The sequence below is a fragment of the Mesorhizobium sp. ESP7-2 genome (assembly GCF_020164715.1).
In the GTDB taxonomy this organism is placed as follows: Bacteria; Pseudomonadota; Alphaproteobacteria; order Rhizobiales; family Rhizobiaceae; genus Mesorhizobium.
The window spans coordinates 44485-64294 of sequence record NZ_JAIUGQ010000034.1; the positions used below are offsets into that span (position 1 = coordinate 44485).

General features: G+C 64.6%; 24 protein-coding genes. 11 read left to right on the forward strand and 13 right to left on the reverse strand.

Annotated features, from left to right (window positions below):
* Entirely contained in the window at positions 1-873 is an 873-nt protein-coding gene (locus tag LB543_RS25535; protein ID WP_140812193.1) for a Ku protein, read from the reverse strand.
* Between the two features lie 105 nt (positions 874-978).
* Positions 979-1485, reverse strand: a complete 507-nt coding sequence (locus LB543_RS25540; protein WP_140765055.1) for a ferritin-like domain-containing protein — start codon at positions 1483-1485, stop codon at positions 979-981.
* Between the two features lie 379 nt (positions 1486-1864).
* On the opposite strand from LB543_RS25540, the gene LB543_RS25545 reads away from it, so the two are divergent.
* Complete coding sequence (locus LB543_RS25545) at positions 1865-2005, forward strand: hypothetical protein (protein ID WP_013892047.1); 141 nt, start codon at positions 1865-1867, stop codon at positions 2003-2005.
* Between the two features lie 180 nt (positions 2006-2185).
* The gene (locus LB543_RS25550) at positions 2186-2674 is read left to right on the forward strand and encodes a thiol-disulfide oxidoreductase DCC family protein (RefSeq protein ID WP_224616134.1); all 489 of its coding nucleotides are present in this window, start codon (positions 2186-2188) and stop codon (positions 2672-2674) included.
* Between the two features lie 116 nt (positions 2675-2790).
* Here LB543_RS25550 and LB543_RS25555 read toward each other — a convergent pair whose 3' ends face one another.
* The 3 genes from LB543_RS25555 to LB543_RS25565 form a co-directional block, all read right to left on the reverse strand.
* Positions 2791-3174: a DUF1850 domain-containing protein gene (locus LB543_RS25555; protein ID WP_224616135.1), complete on the reverse strand. Its 384-nt coding sequence runs from the start codon at positions 3172-3174 to the stop codon at positions 2791-2793.
* The gene (locus tag LB543_RS25560) at positions 3171-5342 is read right to left on the reverse strand and encodes a TRAP transporter permease (RefSeq protein WP_224616136.1); all 2172 of its coding nucleotides are present in this window, start codon (positions 5340-5342) and stop codon (positions 3171-3173) included. The genes LB543_RS25555 and LB543_RS25560 overlap by 4 nt, the downstream gene beginning before the upstream one ends.
* An 83-nt stretch (positions 5343-5425) precedes the next feature.
* Entirely contained in the window at positions 5426-6382 is a 957-nt protein-coding gene (locus LB543_RS25565; protein WP_224616137.1) for a TAXI family TRAP transporter solute-binding subunit, read from the reverse strand.
* A 255-nt stretch (positions 6383-6637) separates the two neighbouring features.
* Here LB543_RS25565 and LB543_RS25570 point away from each other — a divergent pair, with 255 nt between their 5' ends.
* Entirely contained in the window at positions 6638-7006 is a 369-nt protein-coding gene (locus LB543_RS25570) for a YciI family protein (RefSeq protein ID WP_027142565.1), read from the forward strand.
* A gap of 7 nt (positions 7007-7013) precedes the next feature.
* Positions 7014-8258 carry an RNA polymerase sigma factor gene (locus LB543_RS25575; protein ID WP_224616138.1) on the forward strand — a complete coding sequence of 415 codons (1245 nt, stop codon included), beginning with the start codon at positions 7014-7016 and terminating at the stop codon, positions 8256-8258.
* Between the two features lie 36 nt (positions 8259-8294).
* Here LB543_RS25575 and LB543_RS25580 read toward each other — a convergent pair whose 3' ends face one another.
* The 6 genes from LB543_RS25580 to hrcA form a co-directional block, all read right to left on the reverse strand.
* Positions 8295-8921, reverse strand: coding sequence for a glutathione S-transferase family protein (locus tag LB543_RS25580; protein ID WP_224616139.1), 627 nt, complete (start codon positions 8919-8921; stop codon positions 8295-8297).
* A 341-nt stretch (positions 8922-9262) separates the two neighbouring features.
* Positions 9263-10243, reverse strand: a complete 981-nt coding sequence (gene cysK / locus LB543_RS25585; RefSeq protein ID WP_140765034.1) for a cysteine synthase A — start codon at positions 10241-10243, stop codon at positions 9263-9265.
* A gap of 176 nt (positions 10244-10419) precedes the next feature.
* Entirely contained in the window at positions 10420-11037 is a 618-nt protein-coding gene (locus LB543_RS25590; RefSeq protein ID WP_224616140.1) for a LysE family translocator, read from the reverse strand.
* A 128-nt stretch (positions 11038-11165) separates the two neighbouring features.
* Complete coding sequence (locus LB543_RS25595) at positions 11166-12512, reverse strand: PQQ-dependent sugar dehydrogenase (RefSeq protein ID WP_224616141.1); 1347 nt, start codon at positions 12510-12512, stop codon at positions 11166-11168.
* Between the two features lie 83 nt (positions 12513-12595).
* The gene (locus tag LB543_RS25600; protein ID WP_015314792.1) at positions 12596-12793 is read right to left on the reverse strand and encodes a hypothetical protein; all 198 of its coding nucleotides are present in this window, start codon (positions 12791-12793) and stop codon (positions 12596-12598) included.
* Between the two features lie 178 nt (positions 12794-12971).
* Positions 12972-14054, reverse strand: a complete 1083-nt coding sequence (gene hrcA, locus LB543_RS25605) for a heat-inducible transcriptional repressor HrcA (RefSeq protein WP_224616142.1) — start codon at positions 14052-14054, stop codon at positions 12972-12974.
* 198 nt (positions 14055-14252) lie between these two features.
* On the opposite strand from hrcA, the gene rph reads away from it, so the two are divergent.
* From rph to LB543_RS25630, 5 genes are all read left to right on the forward strand, one after another.
* The gene (gene rph, locus LB543_RS25610; protein WP_140765026.1) at positions 14253-14969 is read left to right on the forward strand and encodes a ribonuclease PH; all 717 of its coding nucleotides are present in this window, start codon (positions 14253-14255) and stop codon (positions 14967-14969) included.
* A gap of 183 nt (positions 14970-15152) precedes the next feature.
* Complete coding sequence (locus LB543_RS25615; RefSeq protein ID WP_140765020.1) at positions 15153-15563, forward strand: VOC family protein; 411 nt, start codon at positions 15153-15155, stop codon at positions 15561-15563.
* Positions 15563-16210 (forward strand): RdgB/HAM1 family non-canonical purine NTP pyrophosphatase, encoded by a 648-nt coding sequence (gene rdgB, locus LB543_RS25620; protein WP_224616143.1) that lies wholly within the window; start codon positions 15563-15565, stop codon positions 16208-16210. The genes LB543_RS25615 and rdgB overlap by 1 nt, the downstream gene beginning before the upstream one ends.
* Complete coding sequence (gene hemW / locus LB543_RS25625; protein ID WP_224616144.1) at positions 16207-17370, forward strand: radical SAM family heme chaperone HemW; 1164 nt, start codon at positions 16207-16209, stop codon at positions 17368-17370. The genes rdgB and hemW overlap by 4 nt, the downstream gene beginning before the upstream one ends.
* Positions 17371-17374: 4 nt before the next feature.
* Complete coding sequence (locus LB543_RS25630) at positions 17375-17698, forward strand: low molecular weight protein tyrosine phosphatase family protein (protein WP_224616145.1); 324 nt, start codon at positions 17375-17377, stop codon at positions 17696-17698.
* Positions 17699-17758: 60 nt separating this feature from the next.
* On the opposite strand, the gene LB543_RS25635 is transcribed toward LB543_RS25630, so the two are convergent.
* Positions 17759-17947 carry a hypothetical protein gene (locus tag LB543_RS25635; protein WP_140765008.1) on the reverse strand — a complete coding sequence of 63 codons (189 nt, stop codon included), beginning with the start codon at positions 17945-17947 and terminating at the stop codon, positions 17759-17761.
* A gap of 7 nt (positions 17948-17954) precedes the next feature.
* Complete coding sequence (locus LB543_RS25640; protein WP_140765005.1) at positions 17955-18140, reverse strand: hypothetical protein; 186 nt, start codon at positions 18138-18140, stop codon at positions 17955-17957.
* Between the two features lie 168 nt (positions 18141-18308).
* Here LB543_RS25640 and rsmI point away from each other — a divergent pair, with 168 nt between their 5' ends.
* Together rsmI and LB543_RS25650 are read left to right on the forward strand one after the other, a co-directional pair.
* Positions 18309-19205: a 16S rRNA (cytidine(1402)-2'-O)-methyltransferase gene (gene rsmI, locus LB543_RS25645; RefSeq protein WP_224616146.1), complete on the forward strand. Its 897-nt coding sequence runs from the start codon at positions 18309-18311 to the stop codon at positions 19203-19205.
* Between the two features lie 84 nt (positions 19206-19289).
* Positions 19290-19667 (forward strand): YraN family protein, encoded by a 378-nt coding sequence (locus LB543_RS25650; protein ID WP_015314716.1) that lies wholly within the window; start codon positions 19290-19292, stop codon positions 19665-19667.
* Positions 19668-19810: the final 143 nt, after the last annotated feature.

Below are 19810 nucleotides of genomic sequence, written 5' to 3' on the forward strand. Positions count from 1 at the left end.
TCAGGCCGATTTGCGCTTCGGCGCAACGCTTTTCGCCTTGGCGCGTTTGGCGGCAGGCTTGGCTTTCGCCGAGGATGACGCTTTCGACGAGCCTGAATCCGACGACAGGCTTTTCTTCAGCGCGTCGAACAGGTTGACCACGTTGGATGGTTTTGGGGCCGCCTTGGCCTTCGGCGCCTTGTGCCCCGCCTTCTTGGCGCGGATCAGTTCGAGCAGGGCATCCTCATATTTGTCCTCGAATTTCGAGGGATCGAACTTCGCCTTCTTCTTGTCGATGATGAGCTCGGCCAGATCGGTCATGTCCTGATCGGTCTTCACCGCCTTGATGTCGCCAAAGACGGTCTCCGGCTGGCGCACCGTGTTGTCGTAGCGCAGCGTCGTCAGCACCATGCCCTTGCCGAGCGGCTCGATGACGACAGGCCGTTCGCGTTGATAGAGCACGATGCGGGCAAGCCCCGCCATCTTCTTGCCCGCCATGGCGTCGCGGATGACGGCGAAGGCCTCTTCCGAAACCTTGTCGGCAGGCGCGACATAGTAGGGCGTGTCGAGATAGATCTGCTCGATCGAGGCTTTGTCGACGAAGCCGTCGAGGCTCATCGTGTGCGAGGATTCGATCTGCACCGCTTCGATCTCTTCCTCCTCTATATGGACGAAATCGCCCTTGTCGATCTCGTAGCCCTTGATCTCGTCGCCGTCCTCGATCGGCTTGCCGGTCTCGGCATCGACGTAGATCCGCTTCACCGTATTGCCGGTCTTGCGGTTGAGGATGCGGAACGAGACCTTCTCGGCATGGGTGACGACATTGGTCAGTTCGATGGCGCAAGTGACCAGCGAGAGCTTCAGATAGCCTTTCCAGGCCGGACGCGGCGCCATGATGGGTTCCTCTTGAGAAGATCAGCTGGAACGGACGACCACCCCGATGGGTTCCAACCCCGTCCGGCCGGGCCGGCGCTCTGCCGCCGGCCCGGCTTTCAGCCCCTATTCGGCGGCGTGCAGGTTGATCTTGCTTTCCGCCATTTCGGTCAGCTTGCGATCTGTCGCTTGCTCTTCTTTGAGGTTCTTGGCCAGCACATTGGCGCAGTCGCTGCGGCCGAGCTGCTTGGCCCAGGCGATCAAGGTGCCGTAGCGGGTCATTTCGTAGTGTTCGACGGCTTGGGCGGAGGCGATCAGCGCGGCGTCGAGAACATCCTTGTCGTCGACGTCGCCGCTGACGTCGTCGGCTTCCTCGAGAATGCCGTCGATGGCCGGGCAATTCACCTGCTTGGCCTTCACGCCAAACAGCTCGAACACCTCTTCCACGCGTTCGACATGGCCCCTGGTCTGTTCGAGGTGTTTTTCGAAGCCGGCCTGCAGCTGCGGGTCTGTTGCCTTGTCGATCATCTTCGGCAGCGCCTTCTCGATCTGCTTCTCGGCATAATAGATGTCGCGCAGCGTGTGCACGAAGAGATCGTCCAGCGTTTTGATGTCCTTCGAAAAGAAGCCCATGATTTCAGCCTTTCCATTGCTCTTGCTTGTGTCGGAGATTCCGAGCCGGCAATGCCGGTCCTGGGATCCCAACGTCCGCTGCGCGGGGCGGTTCCGGGCTTTACCGCTCATCCGGCAAGGAAATTCCCAGGGCGGCACGAAAGTTGAAACACAAGCGCGCCAAGGCGACATTCAAACGAAACATATGTGATGCAAAAGTCACACCAGACGAAATGGCGACAAAAGGCACCGAAACACCCCGAATCAGCCGCAATCCGGCCACGAAGCGACGGGGTTTCGACCAGAAATTAACATCACGTTCACCGAGTATTCACGCCTCGATGCTATCGTTCTCGCAATTCGGAAGGGACATCCGAAAATCGGGACAGGGACAGGTAAAATGAACTTCCTCACGCACCTCATCGGCTATGCCGCCGCCATCCGCGAGTTCGTCGCGCCGACCTATCGGCCCGAGCGCTATTACATGCGCGGCCCCGGTCCGGCCTGCGCCCGTCGCGGCACGTCACTGGGCGCGCACTGACCATGACCTTCGAGAGCCGCCACAACAGCCGCATCTGCAGGCCGGGCGTCGAGACCCGAGCCACTGCCTATCGCGCCGAACGCCCGGTCCTCACTGACGGGCGGCGTGCGACATCGCCGCGTCTTTGACGTCGCCATCGGCTGGCTTAGTGTCCCAGGGACATGAGCAGCCGAGGCCAGCGTGACCGACCATCCCAAGCCGCCTTCCCTACCCTTTGATGCAAGCCATCCGCTGATCGTCTTCGACGGCGTTTGCGTGTTCTGCTCGGGCTTCGTGCACATGGTGGTCCGCCTCGACCGCAAAACGCGCTTCCGCTTCGCCACCGCGCAATCACCGCTCGGCGAGGCACTGTTCCGCAAATACCACCTGCCGACCAACAGCTACGAAACCAATCTCGCCCTTGTCGGCGGCGTCCCCTTCACCCGTCTCGACAGTTTTGTCGCCGTGATGGCCGAGCTTGGCTGGCCTTGGCGCGCGGCCAGGGTGCTGTTGCTTTTGCCGCGCCCGCTGCGCGACTGGCTCTACGATCGCATCGCCAGGAATCGTTATGCCCTGTTCGGCAGGAAGGACAGTTGCGACGTCCCGTCGGCCGAGCTGCGCGGGCGGCTGATGGCTAGAGCGGTTCAGCGTTTGATAGAATCGCCGAACCGCTCTAACTCTTTGTTTTAACGCAATTCCCTAGGGAAAGCGCTAGCGCTTTTCCCGGGAAAACCGTTACACACTTTTCCTGGAATTGCTGTAATGCATGTCGAGATTTCGGATCCGCTCACCAGCCTGATCGTGCGCTATCGCGGCTGGCTGGAGCCTGTGGCTTCGCACGGCTCGAGCGAGATCGTCTCGCCCGCCGTCTTGCCGAGTTCCAGGCAGCCCTGAACCGTGCACAGCGTCCAGCCGCCGCCGGTCGCGCCGGAGGCGGCGAGCATGACGCGCCGCTGGGCGCCCACCCTGGGCGCATAGACCCACCAGCCGTCGTGCAGCACGGCGCCTTCCTGCGGCTCCATGCCGGCCCCCGAGCCCTCGATGCGGGCCTCGACCACTTGCAGGCCGGACGGCGTCACCTTCCAGTCCTCCTCCCAGCGCGTCCGTTCCACCGAATGGATCCAGGACAGTGTGAAAGCTGCGACCGTCAACGTCACCGTCTTGCCGGCGGCGAGGATGCACAGGCTCATGGCGGCGGCGATCCAGGCCGGACATCCGTCGTTCCACGGCTGGCATCTGCCATGCCCCGGCTGGCGCTTGCCGTGCCACGGCTGGCATCTGCCATGCCACGGCTGCGATACCAATGCGCCGCGATCATCAAGAGGGAAAGCGCAAAGCCCGCTTCATCGGTCATCGGCAGCGCGGCGACCAGCATGAAGGCGGCCAGCGCTGCCAGCAGCCGTTCCCAGGTCAGCAGCCGCGTGCGCAGGAAGCCGATCACCGCCGCGCCCCACAGGCCGATAGCCAGCACCGTCTTGACGACGATATAGGCTACCGCCGGCCAGTAGCCGATTTCGGTTGCCAGAACGCCGCCGTCCTGCAGCATCAACGCCGGCGTGTACACCGCCATGAACGGCACGACGAAGCCGGCGGCGGCGACCTTTATCGCCTCGAACGCGATCTTCAGCCCGCTTTCGCGCGCGATCGGGGCGGCCGCGAAACAGGCCAGCGCCACCGGTGGGGTCAGGTCGGCCAATATGCCGAAGTAGAAGACGAACATGTGGCCGACCAGAAGCGGCACCCCAAGCTGGAGCAGCGCCGGCCCGGCAATCGATGCCGTGATGATGTAGTTGGGGATGGTCGGAATACCCATGCCCAGCACGATGCAGGTGATCATGGTCAGGATCAGCGACAGGAACAGGCTCGAATGGCCGATCGAGACGATGAAGGCGCCGAAGGTGGTCGCCGCGCCAGTCAAGGTCATGGTGCCGACGATGACGCCGACGACGGCGCAGGCAATGCCGACTGGAAGCGCGGTGCGGGCACCCTCGGCCAGCGAATCGCGGCAGGCGGCCAGCGTATCGCGCCCGCCCGCGACGAACAGATTGGCGACGATCAGCACCAGCGCCGCGACCAGGATGGCGTTGATGCCGATCTTGAAGAAGCTGGCGGCGACCAGGCCGAGGCCGATCCAGAAGATGACGCGCAACGCCATCGACGAAAACCCCAGCGCCACCGAGCCGCCCAGGATCAACAGCACCGTCATGGCGAGACCGATGGTGCCGGCATAGAGCGGCGTGTAGCCCGAGAACAGGAGATAGATGAGGACGCCGAGCGGCAGGATCAGGTACCAGCGCTCGCGAAATGCCTTCAGCGGCGACGGCAGGTCGGCACGCGGCAGGCCGAGCAGGCCATGTTTGCCGGCTTCCAGATGCACCATCCAGAAGGCCGAGGCGAAATAGAGCAGGGCCGGGATGATCGCCGCCTTGACGACCTCGTAATATTGGACGCTGAGCGTCTCGGCCATGATGAAGGCGACGGCGCCCATCACCGGCGGCATGATCTGGCCGCCCATGGACGCGGTCGCCTCGACGCCGCCGGCGAAGGCGGCGCGGTAGCCGAAGCGCTTCATCAGCGGAATGGTGAACTGGCCGGTGGTGACGACATTGGCGACGCCCGATCCCGAAATCGTGCCCATCAGGCCAGAGGCGATGACCGCCACCTTGGCGGCGCCGCCGCGTGCATGGCCGACGAAGCCGAGCGAGACGTCGGTGAACAGCTTGATCATGCCGGCGCGTTCCAGGAACGAGCCGAACAGGATGAACAGGAAGATATAGGTGGCCGACACGTAGATCGGAATGCCGTAGATGCCTTCCGTACCGTAGGCCATCTGGTCGATGACCTGCGAAAAATCATAGCCGCGATGGTTGAGCGGCCACGGCAGATATTGGCCGAACAGCGCGTAGAGCAGGAAACAGCCCGATATGATCGGCAAGGCCGGCCCCATCATGGCATAGGCGGCGGCGAAGATGGTGACCAGCGCCACGACGCCGAAGACGAGATCGAGCGTGTTGAGGTCGCCGGCGCGGAAAATCAGCGGCTGGTATTCGATGTATTGATAGGCCGCGACCGCCACCCCCGCGAGTGCCAATGCCCAGGCAAATGCCTTGCCGGCGGCGGGCAGGCCGCGCGCCGAAGCGACGAGCGGGAAGGCCAGAAGCATCAGGAAGCCGACATGGACAGCGCGCAGCACCTGGCTAGGCACGGTCAGGACATGGGCGGCCGTTGCGATCTGGAACAGCGAGAAGGCAACCGCGATCCAGAACAGCAGGCGGCCCTCGAGCGTGTCGGCGAAACCGCGTCCGGTCGGATCGTGGAAATCGTCCGTGACGGCCTGCTCGTTATGGCTGTCGGTCATCGGCGCCTCGAAAAGAGAGTTCCATCAACGGGAAGGGGCCGGCCGGCGGCCGGCCCTTGCCGTTCGCAGCGCAATTCGCGCTGCTACAGCAGGCCCTTTTCCTTGTAGTAGCGCTCGGCCCCCGGATGCAGTGGAATCGGCAGTCCCTTGATCGCGTCTTCCAGCTTGATCGACTTGGCCGCGCTGTGCGCGGCGACCATCTGGTCGAGATGCTCGAACAGCTGCTTGGTCATCTGATAGGCCTCGTCGTCCGACAGGTCGGAACGCGTGACCAGGATGTTGGTGATGGCCAGCGTCGGCACGTCTTCCGTCTGGCCCTGATAGGTTCCGGCTGGGATGGTCGCCGCCTGGAACGGCGCGCCGAGCTTCTGCGCGACTTCTGCCGGCACCGCCACCACGGTGATCGGCACCGAGGAGGCGAGGTCCTTGATCGAGGCGACGCCGAGGCCGGCCGACTGCAGCGTGGCATCGAGCTGCCGGTTCTTCATCAACTCGACCGATTCGCCGAACGGCAGGTATTCCGTTCGCGACAGATCCTGGTAGCTCATGCCGAGCGCGCCGAAGATGGCGCGGGCGTTGAGTTCGGTTCCTGATTTCGGCGCGCCAACCGACAGGCTCTTGCCCTTGATGTCGGCGAAGGACTTGATGCCGGCCTCCTGGCTGGCGACGATCTGCACATAGTTGGGATAGATGGCCGCGATCGCGCGCAATTTGTCGAGCTTGTTGGGGAAGCCCGCTTCCTTGTCGCCCTCGGCCGCCGCCTTGACAGAGTCGCCGAGGGCAAAGGCGATCTCGCCCTTGCCCTGCTGCAGCAGGTTCAAATTCTCGACCGAGGCCTTGGTCGCCTGCACCTGGGTGCGCACGCCTGGGATATTCTTGCCATAGATTTCCGACAGCGCCACGCCGAGCGGATAGTAGACGCCCGAAGTGCCGCCGGTCAGCACATTGATGAATTCCTGCGCCTTGGCTGAGGCCGCACCAAGGCCAAGTGAAAGCGCCATCGCGCCGGCAGCAACGATTTTCGTTCTGAAATTCAACATCTGGTCTCCTCCCTGAATGGTGGCCGCATCACCTCCCTGACACGAACAGAGGCGAGTTTAGACAGCGGAAGAGAAATGCCAACGCGCAATTCCACGCTTTAGACAAATGGTTGAGAGGTCGCGAAGCACATGCCCGCTTGCACAAGGCGCGGCCGGAGACGAAAGTTTTTCCGCAAGCTGTCGAAATCGGTCGCCGACGCGCGACATACGTTCGGCCCGCAACGAAGCGGCCTTCCAAACCACGGGAGAAGACCCATGCGATACATGCTTTTGATCAACAACGACGAAGCCGCGCTGGCGAACACGCCGGTCGAGAAAGCCCAGCAGATGAGCGCGGCCTATGCCGCCTATACCGAAGCGTTGAAGAAGTCCGGCGCGTGGCTGGCCGGCGAAAGGCTGCGTCCGACCCAAGCGACGACCTCGGTGCGGATCGCCGACGGCAAGACCAACGTGATCGACGGTCCCTATGCCGACACCAAGGAGCAGCTTGCCGGCTTCTACATGATCGAGGCGGCCGACATCGACACCGCCATCGACTGGGCGGCGCGCTGTCCGGCGGCCAGCACCGGCACGGTCGAGCTGCGGCCGATCTGGGAAATGGCCGACTATATGCCCAAGAAGTGACGGCGTGATGGACACTCGCCCGGAGATCGCCCGGGCGGCCGCCGAGGCCGCCGCCCGGCAGAGCTATGGCAAGCTGGTCGCCTGGCTCGCCGCGCGCACGCGCGACGTGGCCGCCGCCGAGGACGCGCTGGCCGACGCCTTTGCGGCGGCGCTCGAACGCTGGCCGCGCACTGGCGTGCCGGAAAAGCCGGAAGCCTGGTTGCTCGCCGTGGCCAGGCGGCGGCGTGTCGATGCGGTGCGGCGGCGGCTGACCAGCGAAGCCGGCCGTGACCACCTCAAGCTGATTGCCGAGGAGGCGGAAGCGCGCATGACCGACGAGGACCTGCCCGACGAACGATTGCGGCTGATGTTCGCCTGCGCCCATCCGGCGATCGAACCCGGCGTGCGGGCGCCGCTGATCCTGCAGACCATCCTTGGATTCGATGCCGCGACGATCGCTTCCGCCTTCCTGCTCTCTCCGGCCACGATGGGCCAGCGCCTGGTGCGCGCCAAGAGCCGCATCCGCGAGACCGGCATTCCGTTCCGCGTGCCGGAGCGGACCGAACTCGGTGAAAGGCTGGACGCGGTGCTGGAGGCGATCTACGCCGCTTTCGCCGAGGGCTGGTCCGACCCGGCCGGTACAGAGACGCGGCGCCGTAACCTCGCCACCGAAGCTATCTGGCTCGGCCGGCTGGTGGCCTCGCTGCTGCCGGACGAGCCGGAGGCACTGGGCCTGCTGTCGCTGATGCTGTTCGCCGAGGCGCGGCGAGCGGCGCGGCGCGACCCGGCCGGAGATTATGTGCCGCTTGCCGAGCAGGATCATGCACTCTGGGATCATGCCCTGGTCGACGAGGCCGAAGCATGTCTTCGCGGCGCCGCGACCAAGGGCGTCATCGGCCGCTACCAGCTGGAGGCGGCGGTGCAGTCCGTCCATGCGGCTCGGCGGCTGACCGGCCGCACCGACTGGATGGCGATCCGCGAGCTCTACGACGCGCTGTTCTCGATCGCGGGGTCGCCGGTCGTGGCGATCAACCGCGCGGTGGCTATCGCCGAGACCGAGGGCGCGGTGGCGGGGTTGGCGGCTCTTTACGTGCTGGGTGACAACAAGCGGCTCGATGACTACCAGCCCTACTGGGCCGCGCGTGCCGGCCTGCTGGCTAGGCTCGGCCAGGGACCGCAGGCGGTCGAAGCCTATGACCGCGCGATCGGCCTCGAGCGCGATCCGGCGGTGCGCCGCTTCCTGCAGGAAAAACGCGCCGCGCTCGTGCAGTGAGGTGCCGGAGCGCGGGTGGCCTTTCGGTCCGTCCGTTCAGGCCGGCCACATCTCGTGCGCCGTGTTGAGCGTCTTCATGAGCGGATGCTCCCGCAACCGCGCCCACAGGCGTTCGATATCGGGCCAGGCTGCCCGCGCTCTGTCGATGTCGGGATGCCAGGCCACCAGCATGACGAGATAGATGTCGGCCACCGACATCTTATCGCCGACAAGCCAGTCGCGGCCATGTAAGGCGTCATCGACGACGGCAAAACCGCGGTCCATTTCGGCGACCGCCGCCTGTTTCACCGCCTTCGTACCGTCCGCATCCGCCGTGTAGCGATGGGCATAGTAGAACCGCAGCACCGCCGGGTAGAGCACCGAGGACATGAAAGCCATCCAGCGCAGGAACTCCGCGCGGGCCGGCGCATCGACCGCCGGCGCCAGGCCGGCCTGCGGGTGGCGTTCGGCGAGCAGGATGCAGATCGCCGCCGATTCGGTGATCGAGCATCCGTCCGGCAAGGTCAGCACCGGCACCTGGTTCAACGGGCTGATGGCGAGAAAGGCCGGATCGGGCGCCTCGCTCTTCGGCACGTCGATCTGTTCGAAAGACACATCGATCAGCGCCAGCGCCGCCTCGACGACGAAGCCGCCGCTGCCGGGACGCGTATAGAGCTTGTACATGGAATCCTCCTCCGGCCGTCTTCTCGCGGACCGGAGGTGATATGAACCGGAAGCAGGGGTCGGCTCAAGCGGCGCGCCGGCGGCCACGGGGAGTTTTTCAGCGGGCCAGGCTCACGGTGCAGGACCAGTGAGGCTGGCGGGCCAGCGCCCCCCTCTGTCCTGCCGGACATCTCCCCCACTTGTGGGGAGATCGGATGTCATGAATGCTTTCGCCAATTTTCGACGCTGAAGAACGGGCGCGGGGCTGAAATTGCCAATCTCCCCCCTCGAGGGGGAGATGCCCGGCAGGGCAGAGGGGGGCGCTGGCCCGCCGGCGCATGCTATTCCTGGGTATCGAAAACCTAAGCCCCCAGCCCCTCGAACAGGATCGTCGACAAATACCGCTCGGCGAAGTCGGGGATCACCACCACCAGGGTCTTGCCTTTGTTCTCGGGCCGCGAGCCGACGACGATTGCCGCCTGCAGGGCCGCGCCCGACGAGATGCCGACCGGCACGCCTTCGAGGCGGGCGATGAGGCGCGCATTGGCGACGGAATCCTCGTTCGAGACCTTGACGATCTCGTCATAGATCGTGGTGTCGAGGATTTTTGGCGCGAAGCCGGCGCCGATGCCCTGGATCTTGTGCGGGCCGGGCTGGCCGCCCGACAGCACCGGCGAGGCATCCGGCTCGACGGCGACGACATGCAGCGCGGGCTTGCGCTTCTTCAAGACCTGGCCGACGCCGGTGATGGTGCCGCCAGTGCCGATGCCGGCGACGAAGATGTCGATCTCGCCCTGCGTATCGTTCCAGATTTCCTCCGCTGTCGTCTTGCGGTGGATTTCCGGATTGGCCGGGTTTTCGAACTGCTGCGGAATGATGGCGTTGGGGATCGTCGCGGCCAGTTCGTCGGCCTTGGCGATGGCGCCCTTCATGCCTTTCGGGCCTTCGGTCAGCACCAGCTCGGCGCCGAGCAGCGCCAGCATCTTGCGGCGCTCGACCGACATCGTCTCCGGCATGGTCAGGATCAGCTTGTAGCCCTTGGCGGCGGCGGCGAAGGCAAGCGCGATGCCGGTGTTGCCGGATGTCGGTTCGATCAGCGTGGTCTTGCCGGGGGTAATCTTGCCGGCTGCCTCCAGCGCCTCGATCATCGCCACGCCGATGCGGTCCTTGACCGAGGCGATCGGATTGAAGAATTCGAGCTTGGCGACCAGATTGGCGACGACGCCCTTCTCCTTGGCGAATTTGTCGAGCCGTACCAGGGGCGTATCGCCGATCGTGTCGGTGACGGAATCGTAGATACGGCCGCGGCCGGGCACGCGGGCTGAAGTGACGGGTTTGTTCATTGGTTTCGCTCCCTGGATTTCAGGCAATTGGCAGTAGCCGACAGAATAGGGCTTTCAGCCGCGCAAGATAGGCTGCGGCTCGAAAATATCCGAGTGGGGCGTGTGCCGAAAACGCCTGGCCCCCGGAAAAGCATTTCTCGAAACAGCCGGGCCAGGGAATGGTTTGGCCAAAAGGCCTACTGACGAGCAGCGATCGCCGCCGCGGCGCCAACCATGAAGGTACCAGCAGTGCGGTTCAGCACCTTGAGCGCGCGCGGCGACTTCAGGAACCAGCGCGCCTTGGCCGCCAGCGCCAGGTAGGGCACCAGCACGACGAACAGCACGACGACCGTCAGCGCGACGAGAATGCCGTAGTCGGCGAGCGTGATCGTCTTCAGGTCGACGATGGTGGGCGTGATGGCGAGGTAGAAGATCATCGTCTTTGGATTGCCGAGCGTCACGGTCAACCCGGCGATGAAGCTCGACAGCAAGCCGCCCTTGCCCTTCCTGGCTTCGATGGTTTCGGGCGTGATGCCGGCGGTCCAGAAGCGCCAGCCGAGGAAAGCGAGATAGGCGACGCCGGCCCATTTGATCGCCAGGAAAACCATGCCGAACTCCTGCGCGACGAAGGCCAGGCCCAGCACCACGGCGGTCAGATAGATGAGATCGCCAAGCATCAGGCCGAAGGACATGGCGAGCGACGAGCGAAAGCCGGAGCCGAGCGCGCGTGCGACGAGCGCGGTGATGCCGGGGCCCGGGATGGCGGCGGCGACGCCGAGCGCGGCGCTGTACGCGAGAAAGCCGGTGAGGGTCATGGATGTGGTCTCGGACGAGGGCGCTTCATCGCATATATTCAAATGGAATTGAATCTACTGAGGACTGGATTCGATTGCACCAGACCTCTGTGAGACCTGATGGGGGGCCAGGGCTGCCAATAGACGGATCAGGACCATCCGTCACTATAAGTCACGCGCCAGATCGTGCCGTTGCCGTCCTCGGTGACGATCAGCGCCCCGTCCTTGGCCACCGCCACGCCAACCGGCCGGCCCCAGACCTCGCCATTTGAGACGACGAAGCCGGTCATGAAATCCTCGTATTCGCCGGTCGGCTTGCCGTCCTTGAATAGAAGGCGAACGACCTTGTAACCGGTCCTGTTGCCGCGATTCCACGAGCCGTGCAGGGCCACGAAGGCATCGCCTTGATACTCGGCGGGAAAACTTTTGCCGTCGTAGAAAGCGATGTTGAGCGGCGCCGAATGCGCCTGCATCAGCACGTCTGGAGTCGTCGCCTTGCCGGCGAGGTCGGGACGCGCGCCCTTGTGGCGCGGGTCCTCATTGTTGCCGATGTAATACCAGGGCCAGCCATAGAAGGCGCCTTCCCTGACCGTCGTCGCGTATTCGGCGGGCGTATTGTCGCCGAGCGCATCGCGCTCGTTGACGACGCACCACAGCGCACCGGTCGCCGGCTGCACGGTCATGCCCGAACAGTTGCGCAGCCCGGTGGCGACGATGCGTCCATTCTTGCCGTCGGGGTCGAAGGCCCGCACCTCGGCCCGGCCCGCCTCGGCGCCCCAACTGGCGCCGAGCGGCTTCGACTTGACCCAGGCGTCGAGCCCGCCTCTGGGTCTCTTGCCCATGTCCTCGGCGATATTCGAGCCGGAGCCGACGGAGAGGTAAAGTGTCTTGCCGTCGGGCGAGAAGGCGATGTCGCGGGTCCAATGGTGATTCGCCGGAATGTTGTCGACGATGGTTTGCGGCTCGCCCGAGGCCTTCAGGTCGCCATTGCGATAGGCGAAGCGCACGATGCTGTCGCTGTTGGCGACATAGACCCATTGCGGGTCATTGCCGGGCGGATAGAAGGCGATGCCGTAGGGCCGGTTGAGGCCGCCGGCGAAGATGCTTTTCTCCGCGGCTTTCGCGCTTCCGTTCGTCAGCCGGTAGACACGGACCTGGTTGGCTTCGCTGTCGGCGACGAACAGGTCGCCGTTCGGCGCGACGCGCACCACACGCGGATTGTCGATGCCGGACGCGACGAGTTCCGCCGAAAAGCCGGGCGGCAGTTGTGGCTTGGCGTCTTGCGGCCTATCCGTCAGGCCGGCGCTGTTCGAAGCGGATTTGGTGACATAGGGCCTCGGCAAGTCTTCCGGCTTGATCAACCGGCGCACGCCGGGCTTGTCCGCGCGCCAGTCGCCGAAGGCTGCCGGGCCTTTGAGCACGGGCTGATCGGCCTGCTGGGCGAGAGCCGCGGTCGTGAGAAACAGTGCGGACATCGCCAGTCCGGCCAATCGCATCACTTCCTCCAGTGGGTCGTGGGAGAAATCAACGATCGGTTTGTCCGTGGGTTCCGTCACGCACGGTGAGCAAACTTCTGGAATCAGGTCCCGGCGGCGTAAAAATCGTCGTCCAGGCGTTTTTCCAGTTCCACGAGATCGGCCGGCAACGGCAGCCCCATGGCGCGCATTTCCCGCAGTTTTTCGCGCAGCTGTTCCTGAATTTCGTGCTGGTCCTCCGGCTGGTTGACCATCTCTTCGAGCAGCAGGCTGATCTGGGCCTTGAATGATTCCAGCGCCATTCTTTTTCTCCTTTGCAGCCGGTCCTTCGGTGTCGCACCAAAGGTGTCGAGATTCGGGTCAGGCCGAGTCGAAAACGGTGGCTTACGAGAACCGGAGCGGAGCGTACTTAAGTACGTGGGCACCGGAAGCGCAGGAAGCCACCGTTTGCAGGCCGGCTTCACCCGAATATCAATACACCTAGCGAAGCATGCGCGATATCAGCTGCGCCGTATAATCAACCATCGGCACGATGCGGGCATAGTTGAGCCGGGTCGGGCCGATGACGCCGAGGGCGCCGACGACGCGGGCGTCCTTGTCGCGATAGGGCGCCACCACCAGCGACGAGCCCGACAGCGAGAACAGCTTGTTTTCCGAACCGATGAAGATGCGCACGCCCGATCCCTCCTCGGCCAGGTCGAGCAATTGGATCAGTCCGTCCTGCGTCTCCATGTCCTCGAACAAATGCCGCAGCAATTCGATGTCGGCCTGGGCGGTGACGTTTTCGAGCAGATTGGCGCGGCCGCGTACGATGAGCCGTGCCGGCAGCCCGCTTTCGGCGCCCGCCCACACAGCCAGTCCCTTCTCGACGAGGTCCTGCGACAGCGTGTCGAGCGCCGCCCTCGTTTCTTCCTTGATGCGGGCGATCTCGGTCCGAGCCTCGGCCAGCGTGCGGCCGCGAATATGCGCGTTGAGGAAATTCGAAGCCTCGTGCAATTGCGAAACGGTGATGCCGGCCGGCAGGTCGACGACGCGGTTCTCGACGTCGCCATTCTGCGACACCAGCACGGCAAGCGCCTTGATCGGCTCGAGCTGGATGAACTCGATATGCTTCAGCGCCACCTCGTTCTTGGCCGCCAGCACCAGGCCGGCGCCGCGCGACATGCCCGACAGCATCTGGCTGGCCTCGGTCAGCATGTGCTCCAGCGTCGCGCCCGAGCCGGAGGCCCGCACCTGCGCTTCGATGGTGCGGCGCTCCTCGTCGGAAAGGTCGCCGAGCTCCATGAAGGCATCGACGAAGAAGCGCAAGCCGGCCTGCGTCGGCAGACGCCCGGCCGAAATATGCGGCGCGTAGATCAGGCCGAGATGCTCGAGATCGCTCATCACGTTGCGGATGGTGGCCGGCGACAGCGAGGACGGCAGGATGCGCGACAGGCTGCGCGAGCCCACGGGCTCGCCGTCCCTCAGATAGGAATCGACGATGCGCCGGAAGATGTCGCGCGAGCGCATGTCGAGCGATTGAAGCGCGGGCGACTGCGACGCGGGATCGACTGCCTTGGTCATTCGGCCAAAAACCTCCGGTTCAAGGATATAGACTTCGGTGGGCCGCGCGCAACCGGTGTCTGTGTCGGATCATCCCGGTGTCCGTGTCGGATCACCCCGGTGTCTGTGCCAGATCACCGGTCCGTTTTCCTTTGCGCGCTGCCCCCCTTGCGTCTAAAAGCCGGCCACGATTCAAAAAATGACAAGAAAGCAGGCCGAATGCGCCCCTCCAAACGCCAATTCGACGAAATGCGCGCCATATCCTTCGAGCGCGGCGTCTCCAAGCACGCAGAAGGCTCGTGCCTGGTGAAGTTCGGCGACACCCATGTCCTGTGCACCGCCAGCCTCGAGGAGAAGGTGCCGGGCTGGATGCGCAATTCCGGCAAGGGCTGGGTGACAGCCGAATACGGCATGCTGCCGCGTTCGACCGGCGAGCGCATGCGCCGCGAGGCCTCCGCCGGCAAACAGGGCGGCCGCACACTGGAAATCCAGCGCCTGATCGGCCGTTCGCTGCGCGCCGTGGTCGATCTGCAGGCGCTGGGCGAACAGCAGATCACCGTCGACTGCGATGTCATCCAGGCTGATGGCGGCACCCGCACCGCTTCGATCACCGGCGGCTGGGTGGCGCTGTATGATTGCCTGCGCTGGATGGAAGCGCGGCAGATGGCCAGCGTTTCGAAAGTGCTGAAGGACCATGTCGCGGCGATTTCCTGCGGCATCCATGACGGCCAGCCGGTCATCGACCTCGACTATGTCGAGGATTCCTCGGCCGGCACCGACGCCAATTTCGTCATGACCGGCAAGGGCGGCATCGTCGAGATCCAGGGCACCGCCGAAGGCGAACCTTTCTCCGAGGACCAGTTCGCGGCGCTTATGGGCCTGGCCAAGAAGGGCATTTCCCGGCTGGTCAGCCTGCAGCAGATGGCGGTGGCGTAATTTCGAAATGTCGAGCTTGAGCGCCCCTCTCTGTCCTGCCGGACATCTCCCCCACATGGGGGGAGATTGGCACCTTCGGCGCTCCACTCAATCCTGCAACGCAAATGATTGGCGAAGGCCGCGATGGCCGCTGGTCTCCCCCCTAGTGGGGGAGATCCCCGGCAGGGCAGAGGGGCGCGCCTCGTGATACCCTCCGCCATCCTGGAATCGGCCCTCTACGTCTCCGACCTCGACGCCGCTGAGCACTTCTACACTGACGTCCTCGGCCTCGAACCGCTCGGCAAGGTCGACGGCCGCCACCTCTTCTTCCGCTGCGGTCCGGGCGTTCTGCTCGTCTTCAACGCCGAGGCGACCAAAATTCCGCCCGCACCGGACGCGAGGCTGAAAGTGCCGCCGCACGGCGCTATCGGCGAAGGCCATCTGTGCTTTGCCGCGACCGCCGCTGAAATCGACGGCTGGAGAGCCCATCTCCAGGCGAAGAAAATCGCCATCGAAAGCGAATTCGAATGGCCGCAAGGTGGCCGTTCGATCTATATACGCGACCCCTCGGGCAATTCGATCGAGTTCGCCGAGCCAAGAATCTGGGGCCTTTGATGCATTCACTCGATGGCAAGAAGATCGTCGTCGCCAGCCACAACGAAGGCAAGCTGCGCGAATTCGCCGACCTGATGGGTCCGTTCGGCTTCGAGGCGAAATCGGCCAAGACGTATGGCCTGCCCGAACCGGACGAAACCGGCACCACCTTCGAGGAAAACGCCTACATCAAGGCCTTCGCCGCCGCGAAGGCGACCGGCCTGCCGGCGCTGTCGGACGATTCCGGCCTCTGCGTCGACGCGCTCGACGGCGCGCCCGGCGTCTATACCGCGAACTGGGCCGAGACGCCGGACGGATCGCGCGATTTCGCCATGGCCATGCAGCGCACCGAAGTGGCGCTGCAGGAAGTCGGCGCGGCCACGCCCGAACGGCGCACGGGCCGCTTCGTCGCCGTCATCTGCCTCGCCTTTCCCGACGGCGAGGCCGAATATTATCGCGGCGAGGCCGAGGGCACGCTGGTCTGGCCGCCGCGCGGCGAGCTCGGTTTCGGCTACGATCCGGTGTTCCTGCCCAATGGCTTCGACAAAACCTTCGGCGAGATGAGCGCGGAGGAAAAACACGGCTGGAAACCCGGCCAGGCGACGGCGCTGTCGCACCGCGCGCGCGCCTTCCAGAAATTCGCCCAAGCGAGATTGGGACAGGCATGAGCATGCTGCTCGACCGCAGTCCCGGCTTCGGCGTCTACGTGCATTGGCCGTTCTGCGCGGCCAAGTGCCCCTATTGCGACTTCAACAGCCATGTCCGCCACCAGCCGGTCGACCAGGAGCGCTTTGCCGCCGCCTTCGAGACCGAGCTGGAAACGATGCGCCAGCGGACCGGACCGCGCGAAGTGACCAGCATTTTTCTCGGCGGCGGCACGCCGTCGCTGATGAAGCCTGAAACGGTGGCCAGGGTTCTCGACGCGGTGGCCAGGAACTGGACTGTGCCCGACGGCATCGAGGTGACGCTCGAGGCCAACCCGTCCTCGGTCGAGGCGGAGCGTTTCCGTGGCTACCGGGCGGCAGGCGTCAACCGCGTCTCGCTCGGCGTGCAGGCGTTGAACGACAAGGATTTGCGCTTTCTCGGCCGGCTGCACAATGTCGAGGAAGCCTTGCACGCCATCGGGCTCGCGCGCGAAATCTTTCCGCGCCTGTCCTTCGACCTGATCTATGCGCGCCCCGGGCAGACGCCACAGGATTGGCAGGCGGAGCTCGAACAGGCGATCGGCCATGCCGCCGACCACCTGTCGCTCTACCAGCTGACCATCGAGGAAGGCACGCCCTTCCACGCGCTGCACGCGGCGAAGAAATTCGTCATTCCCGACAACGATCACGCCGCCGACCTATACGCGTTGACGCAGGAAATCACGTCGGCGCACGGCATGCCGGCCTACGAGATTTCCAACCACGCCAGGCCGGGCGCCGAGAGCCGGCACAATCTGACCTACTGGCGCTACGGCGAATATATCGGCGTCGGCCCCGGCGCGCATGGCCGCTTCGTCGAGAACGGACATCGGGTGGTGACCATCGCCGAACGGATGCCGGAAACCTGGGCCAATCTGGTCGAGGCCAAGGGCCATGGCATCACCGGCGGCGAGCTCCTGACGCGCTCGGAAGAGGCGGACGAGTTCCTGCTGATGGGGCTGCGGCTCGCTGAAGGCATCGACCTCTCCCGCTACGAGGCCTTTTCCGGACGCGGCTTGTCCACGGCGCGGCTGTCGGTGCTGCAGGGCGAGGGGCTGGTGGCGCCGATAGGCAATGCCCGCCTGCGCGCAACACCGGCCGGCATGATCGTGCTCGACGCCGTGGTGGCGGACCTAGCACGGTAAACCCTTGAAAAACATTCTCTTCGTCTGCAGCCAGAACCGCTTGCGCAGCCCGACCGCCGAGCAGGTGTTTTCCACGCGGCGCGACATCGAAGTCGCCTCGGCCGGCACCAATCACGATGCCGAAATCCAGCTGACGCATGAGCTGGTCGCATGGGCCGATATCATCTTTGTCATGGAGAAAATCCACCGCACGAAATTGCAGAAGAAATTCAAGGCCGGCCTGAAGGCGGCCAAGGTGATCTGCCTCGACATAGCGGACGACTACGAGTTCATGGACCCCGAGCTGATAGCGCTTCTGAAGGCCCGCGTTTCACGATATCTGGACTGAGCGCCCGGCCCGACGTTCGCCTCTCCGCCTTCGGCGGCCGCCTCGCCGATCCGAGCCAGATCAGGCGTCGTGTTTGTGGCGGTGCTTTCCGCGCTCCTTCTCGGCGTGGGACTCTCCGGAGCGGACTGGCTTGGCGTTGTCCTTGTCGCGGCGGCCGCGGTGCTGGTCGCCCAAAGAGGGCAAGGGTGCGCCGTTGCGGGCGTTTTTCGTTTCAAGACGGGTGATGAAGATATCGAAGCGATTGGGCATCGTCCGGTCAGTGCTCCGTCGTGCTGTCGGGTTTGTTGTCGGAAAGCCTGACGTCTGTCGGCAAGGCACTCGCGGCCTGCTTGGTCAGGCTGGTCTCGTTCCGGGCTGGCAGCCGCTTGTCCTGGCGTGCGGCCATCCGGCTGCGGCCGGCATAATAGGGCTCGAAAGCGTCCTGTATCGTCAGGCTGTCCATCCTGCCCTCCCTTCGGAATCAGGGGCTAAATCTGCCAAGACCGGTTTCGTTCCCTACTGTGGCGAAGGAATGGCGATTGCCTTACATCGGTGTGAGTTTTGCAAGCCGGCGCCAGCCATGCCAAACAGGATTTGGCAGGCCAAACAGGCCTGAACGGAGACGACATTGGTGACTGGCGAGACGGGCAAGCGCAGCTATGTGGTCGGGCAGACCGAGATCGCGGCCCGTCCGCTCGATCCGGCGCTGTATCTGGTGGCGACGCCGATCGGCAACCTCGCCGACATCACGCTGCGCGCCCTGGAGACGCTGGCCGCCGCCGACATCGTCGCCTGCGAGGATACGCGCGTGTCGCGCGTGCTGCTCGACCGCTACGGCATTCGCCGCCGCACATCAGCCTATCATGAACACAATGCCGGCGAGGCCGGGCCGAAACTGATCGCGGCACTCGAAGCAGGCCAGAGCGTGGCGCTGATTTCCGATGCCGGCACGCCGCTGGTCTCCGATCCCGGCTACAGGCTGGTCGGCGAGGCGCTCGACCATGGCATTCGCGTCGTGCCGATTCCCGGGCCCTCGGCGCCGCTTGCCGCGCTCACCGCATCCGGCCTGCCGTCCGACGCCTTCCTGTTCGCCGGCTTCTTGCCGGTCAAGGTTGGCCAGCGGCTGTCGCGGCTGGAAGCGTTGAAAGCAGTGCCGGCGACGCTGATCTTCTTCGAATCGCCGCGCCGGCTCGCCGAATCGCTCGGCGCCATGGTCGAGGCGCTTGGAGGCGAACGCAAAGCCGCCATCGGCCGGGAATTGACCAAGACCTTCGAGGAGATGCGCACCGGCACGCTGCGGGCGCTCGCCGACCATTATGCGGCCGCCGATACGCCGAAGGGCGAGATCGTCGTTTGCATCGGTCCCGCCGAGGCCAAGGCCGAGGAACCTGAAGACATCGACCGTCTGCTTTTGTCCCTCGCCGCCGAAATGCCGGCCTCCAAGGCGGCGGCGGAGGCCGCGAAAATGACCGGCGGCCAGAAACAGGCGCTCTATCGGCGGCTGCTGGAACTCAGGGACAGGCCATGACCCCAAAAAGTGGAGCCCGGTTTTCTCGGACAAACGGTTTCGTTTGTCCAGAGATCATGGTCGAGCAAAGTTCCGGAGCCGGCGGTGGCTGAGCGCCCGAGCGCCAGCCGCCAGAAGGCCTACCGGCGCGGCCATCGCGGCGAATGGCTGGCGGCTGCCGCGCTGATGCTGAAGGGCTACCGCATCCTGGCGCGCCGCCATCGCACGCGCTTCGGCGAGATCGACCTGATCGCGCGGCGCGGCGACCTCGTCCTGTTCGTCGAGGTCAAGGCGCGCCGCACGCTGATCGAGGCCATGGAGGCGATCGGTCACGAATCGGAGCGCCGCATCGAGGGTGCGGCCGACATCTGGCTGTCGCGCCAGCCGGACTATGGCAGGCTGTCGATGCGCTTCGACATGGTTGCCGTGCTGCCCTGGCGGTGGCCGGTGCATGTCCCGAATGCGTTTTATGGGAGGAGCTAGATTACAAAAGGCGGTGCCGCCCCTCATCGCCCTGCCGGGCACTTCTCCCCGTATAGTGACGGGGAGAAGGGAGCGGCCGCAGCGACTGCGCCCTTCTTGCAACCGTTGTAATTGGCGAAATCGCAGATGACAGCGCCCCTCTC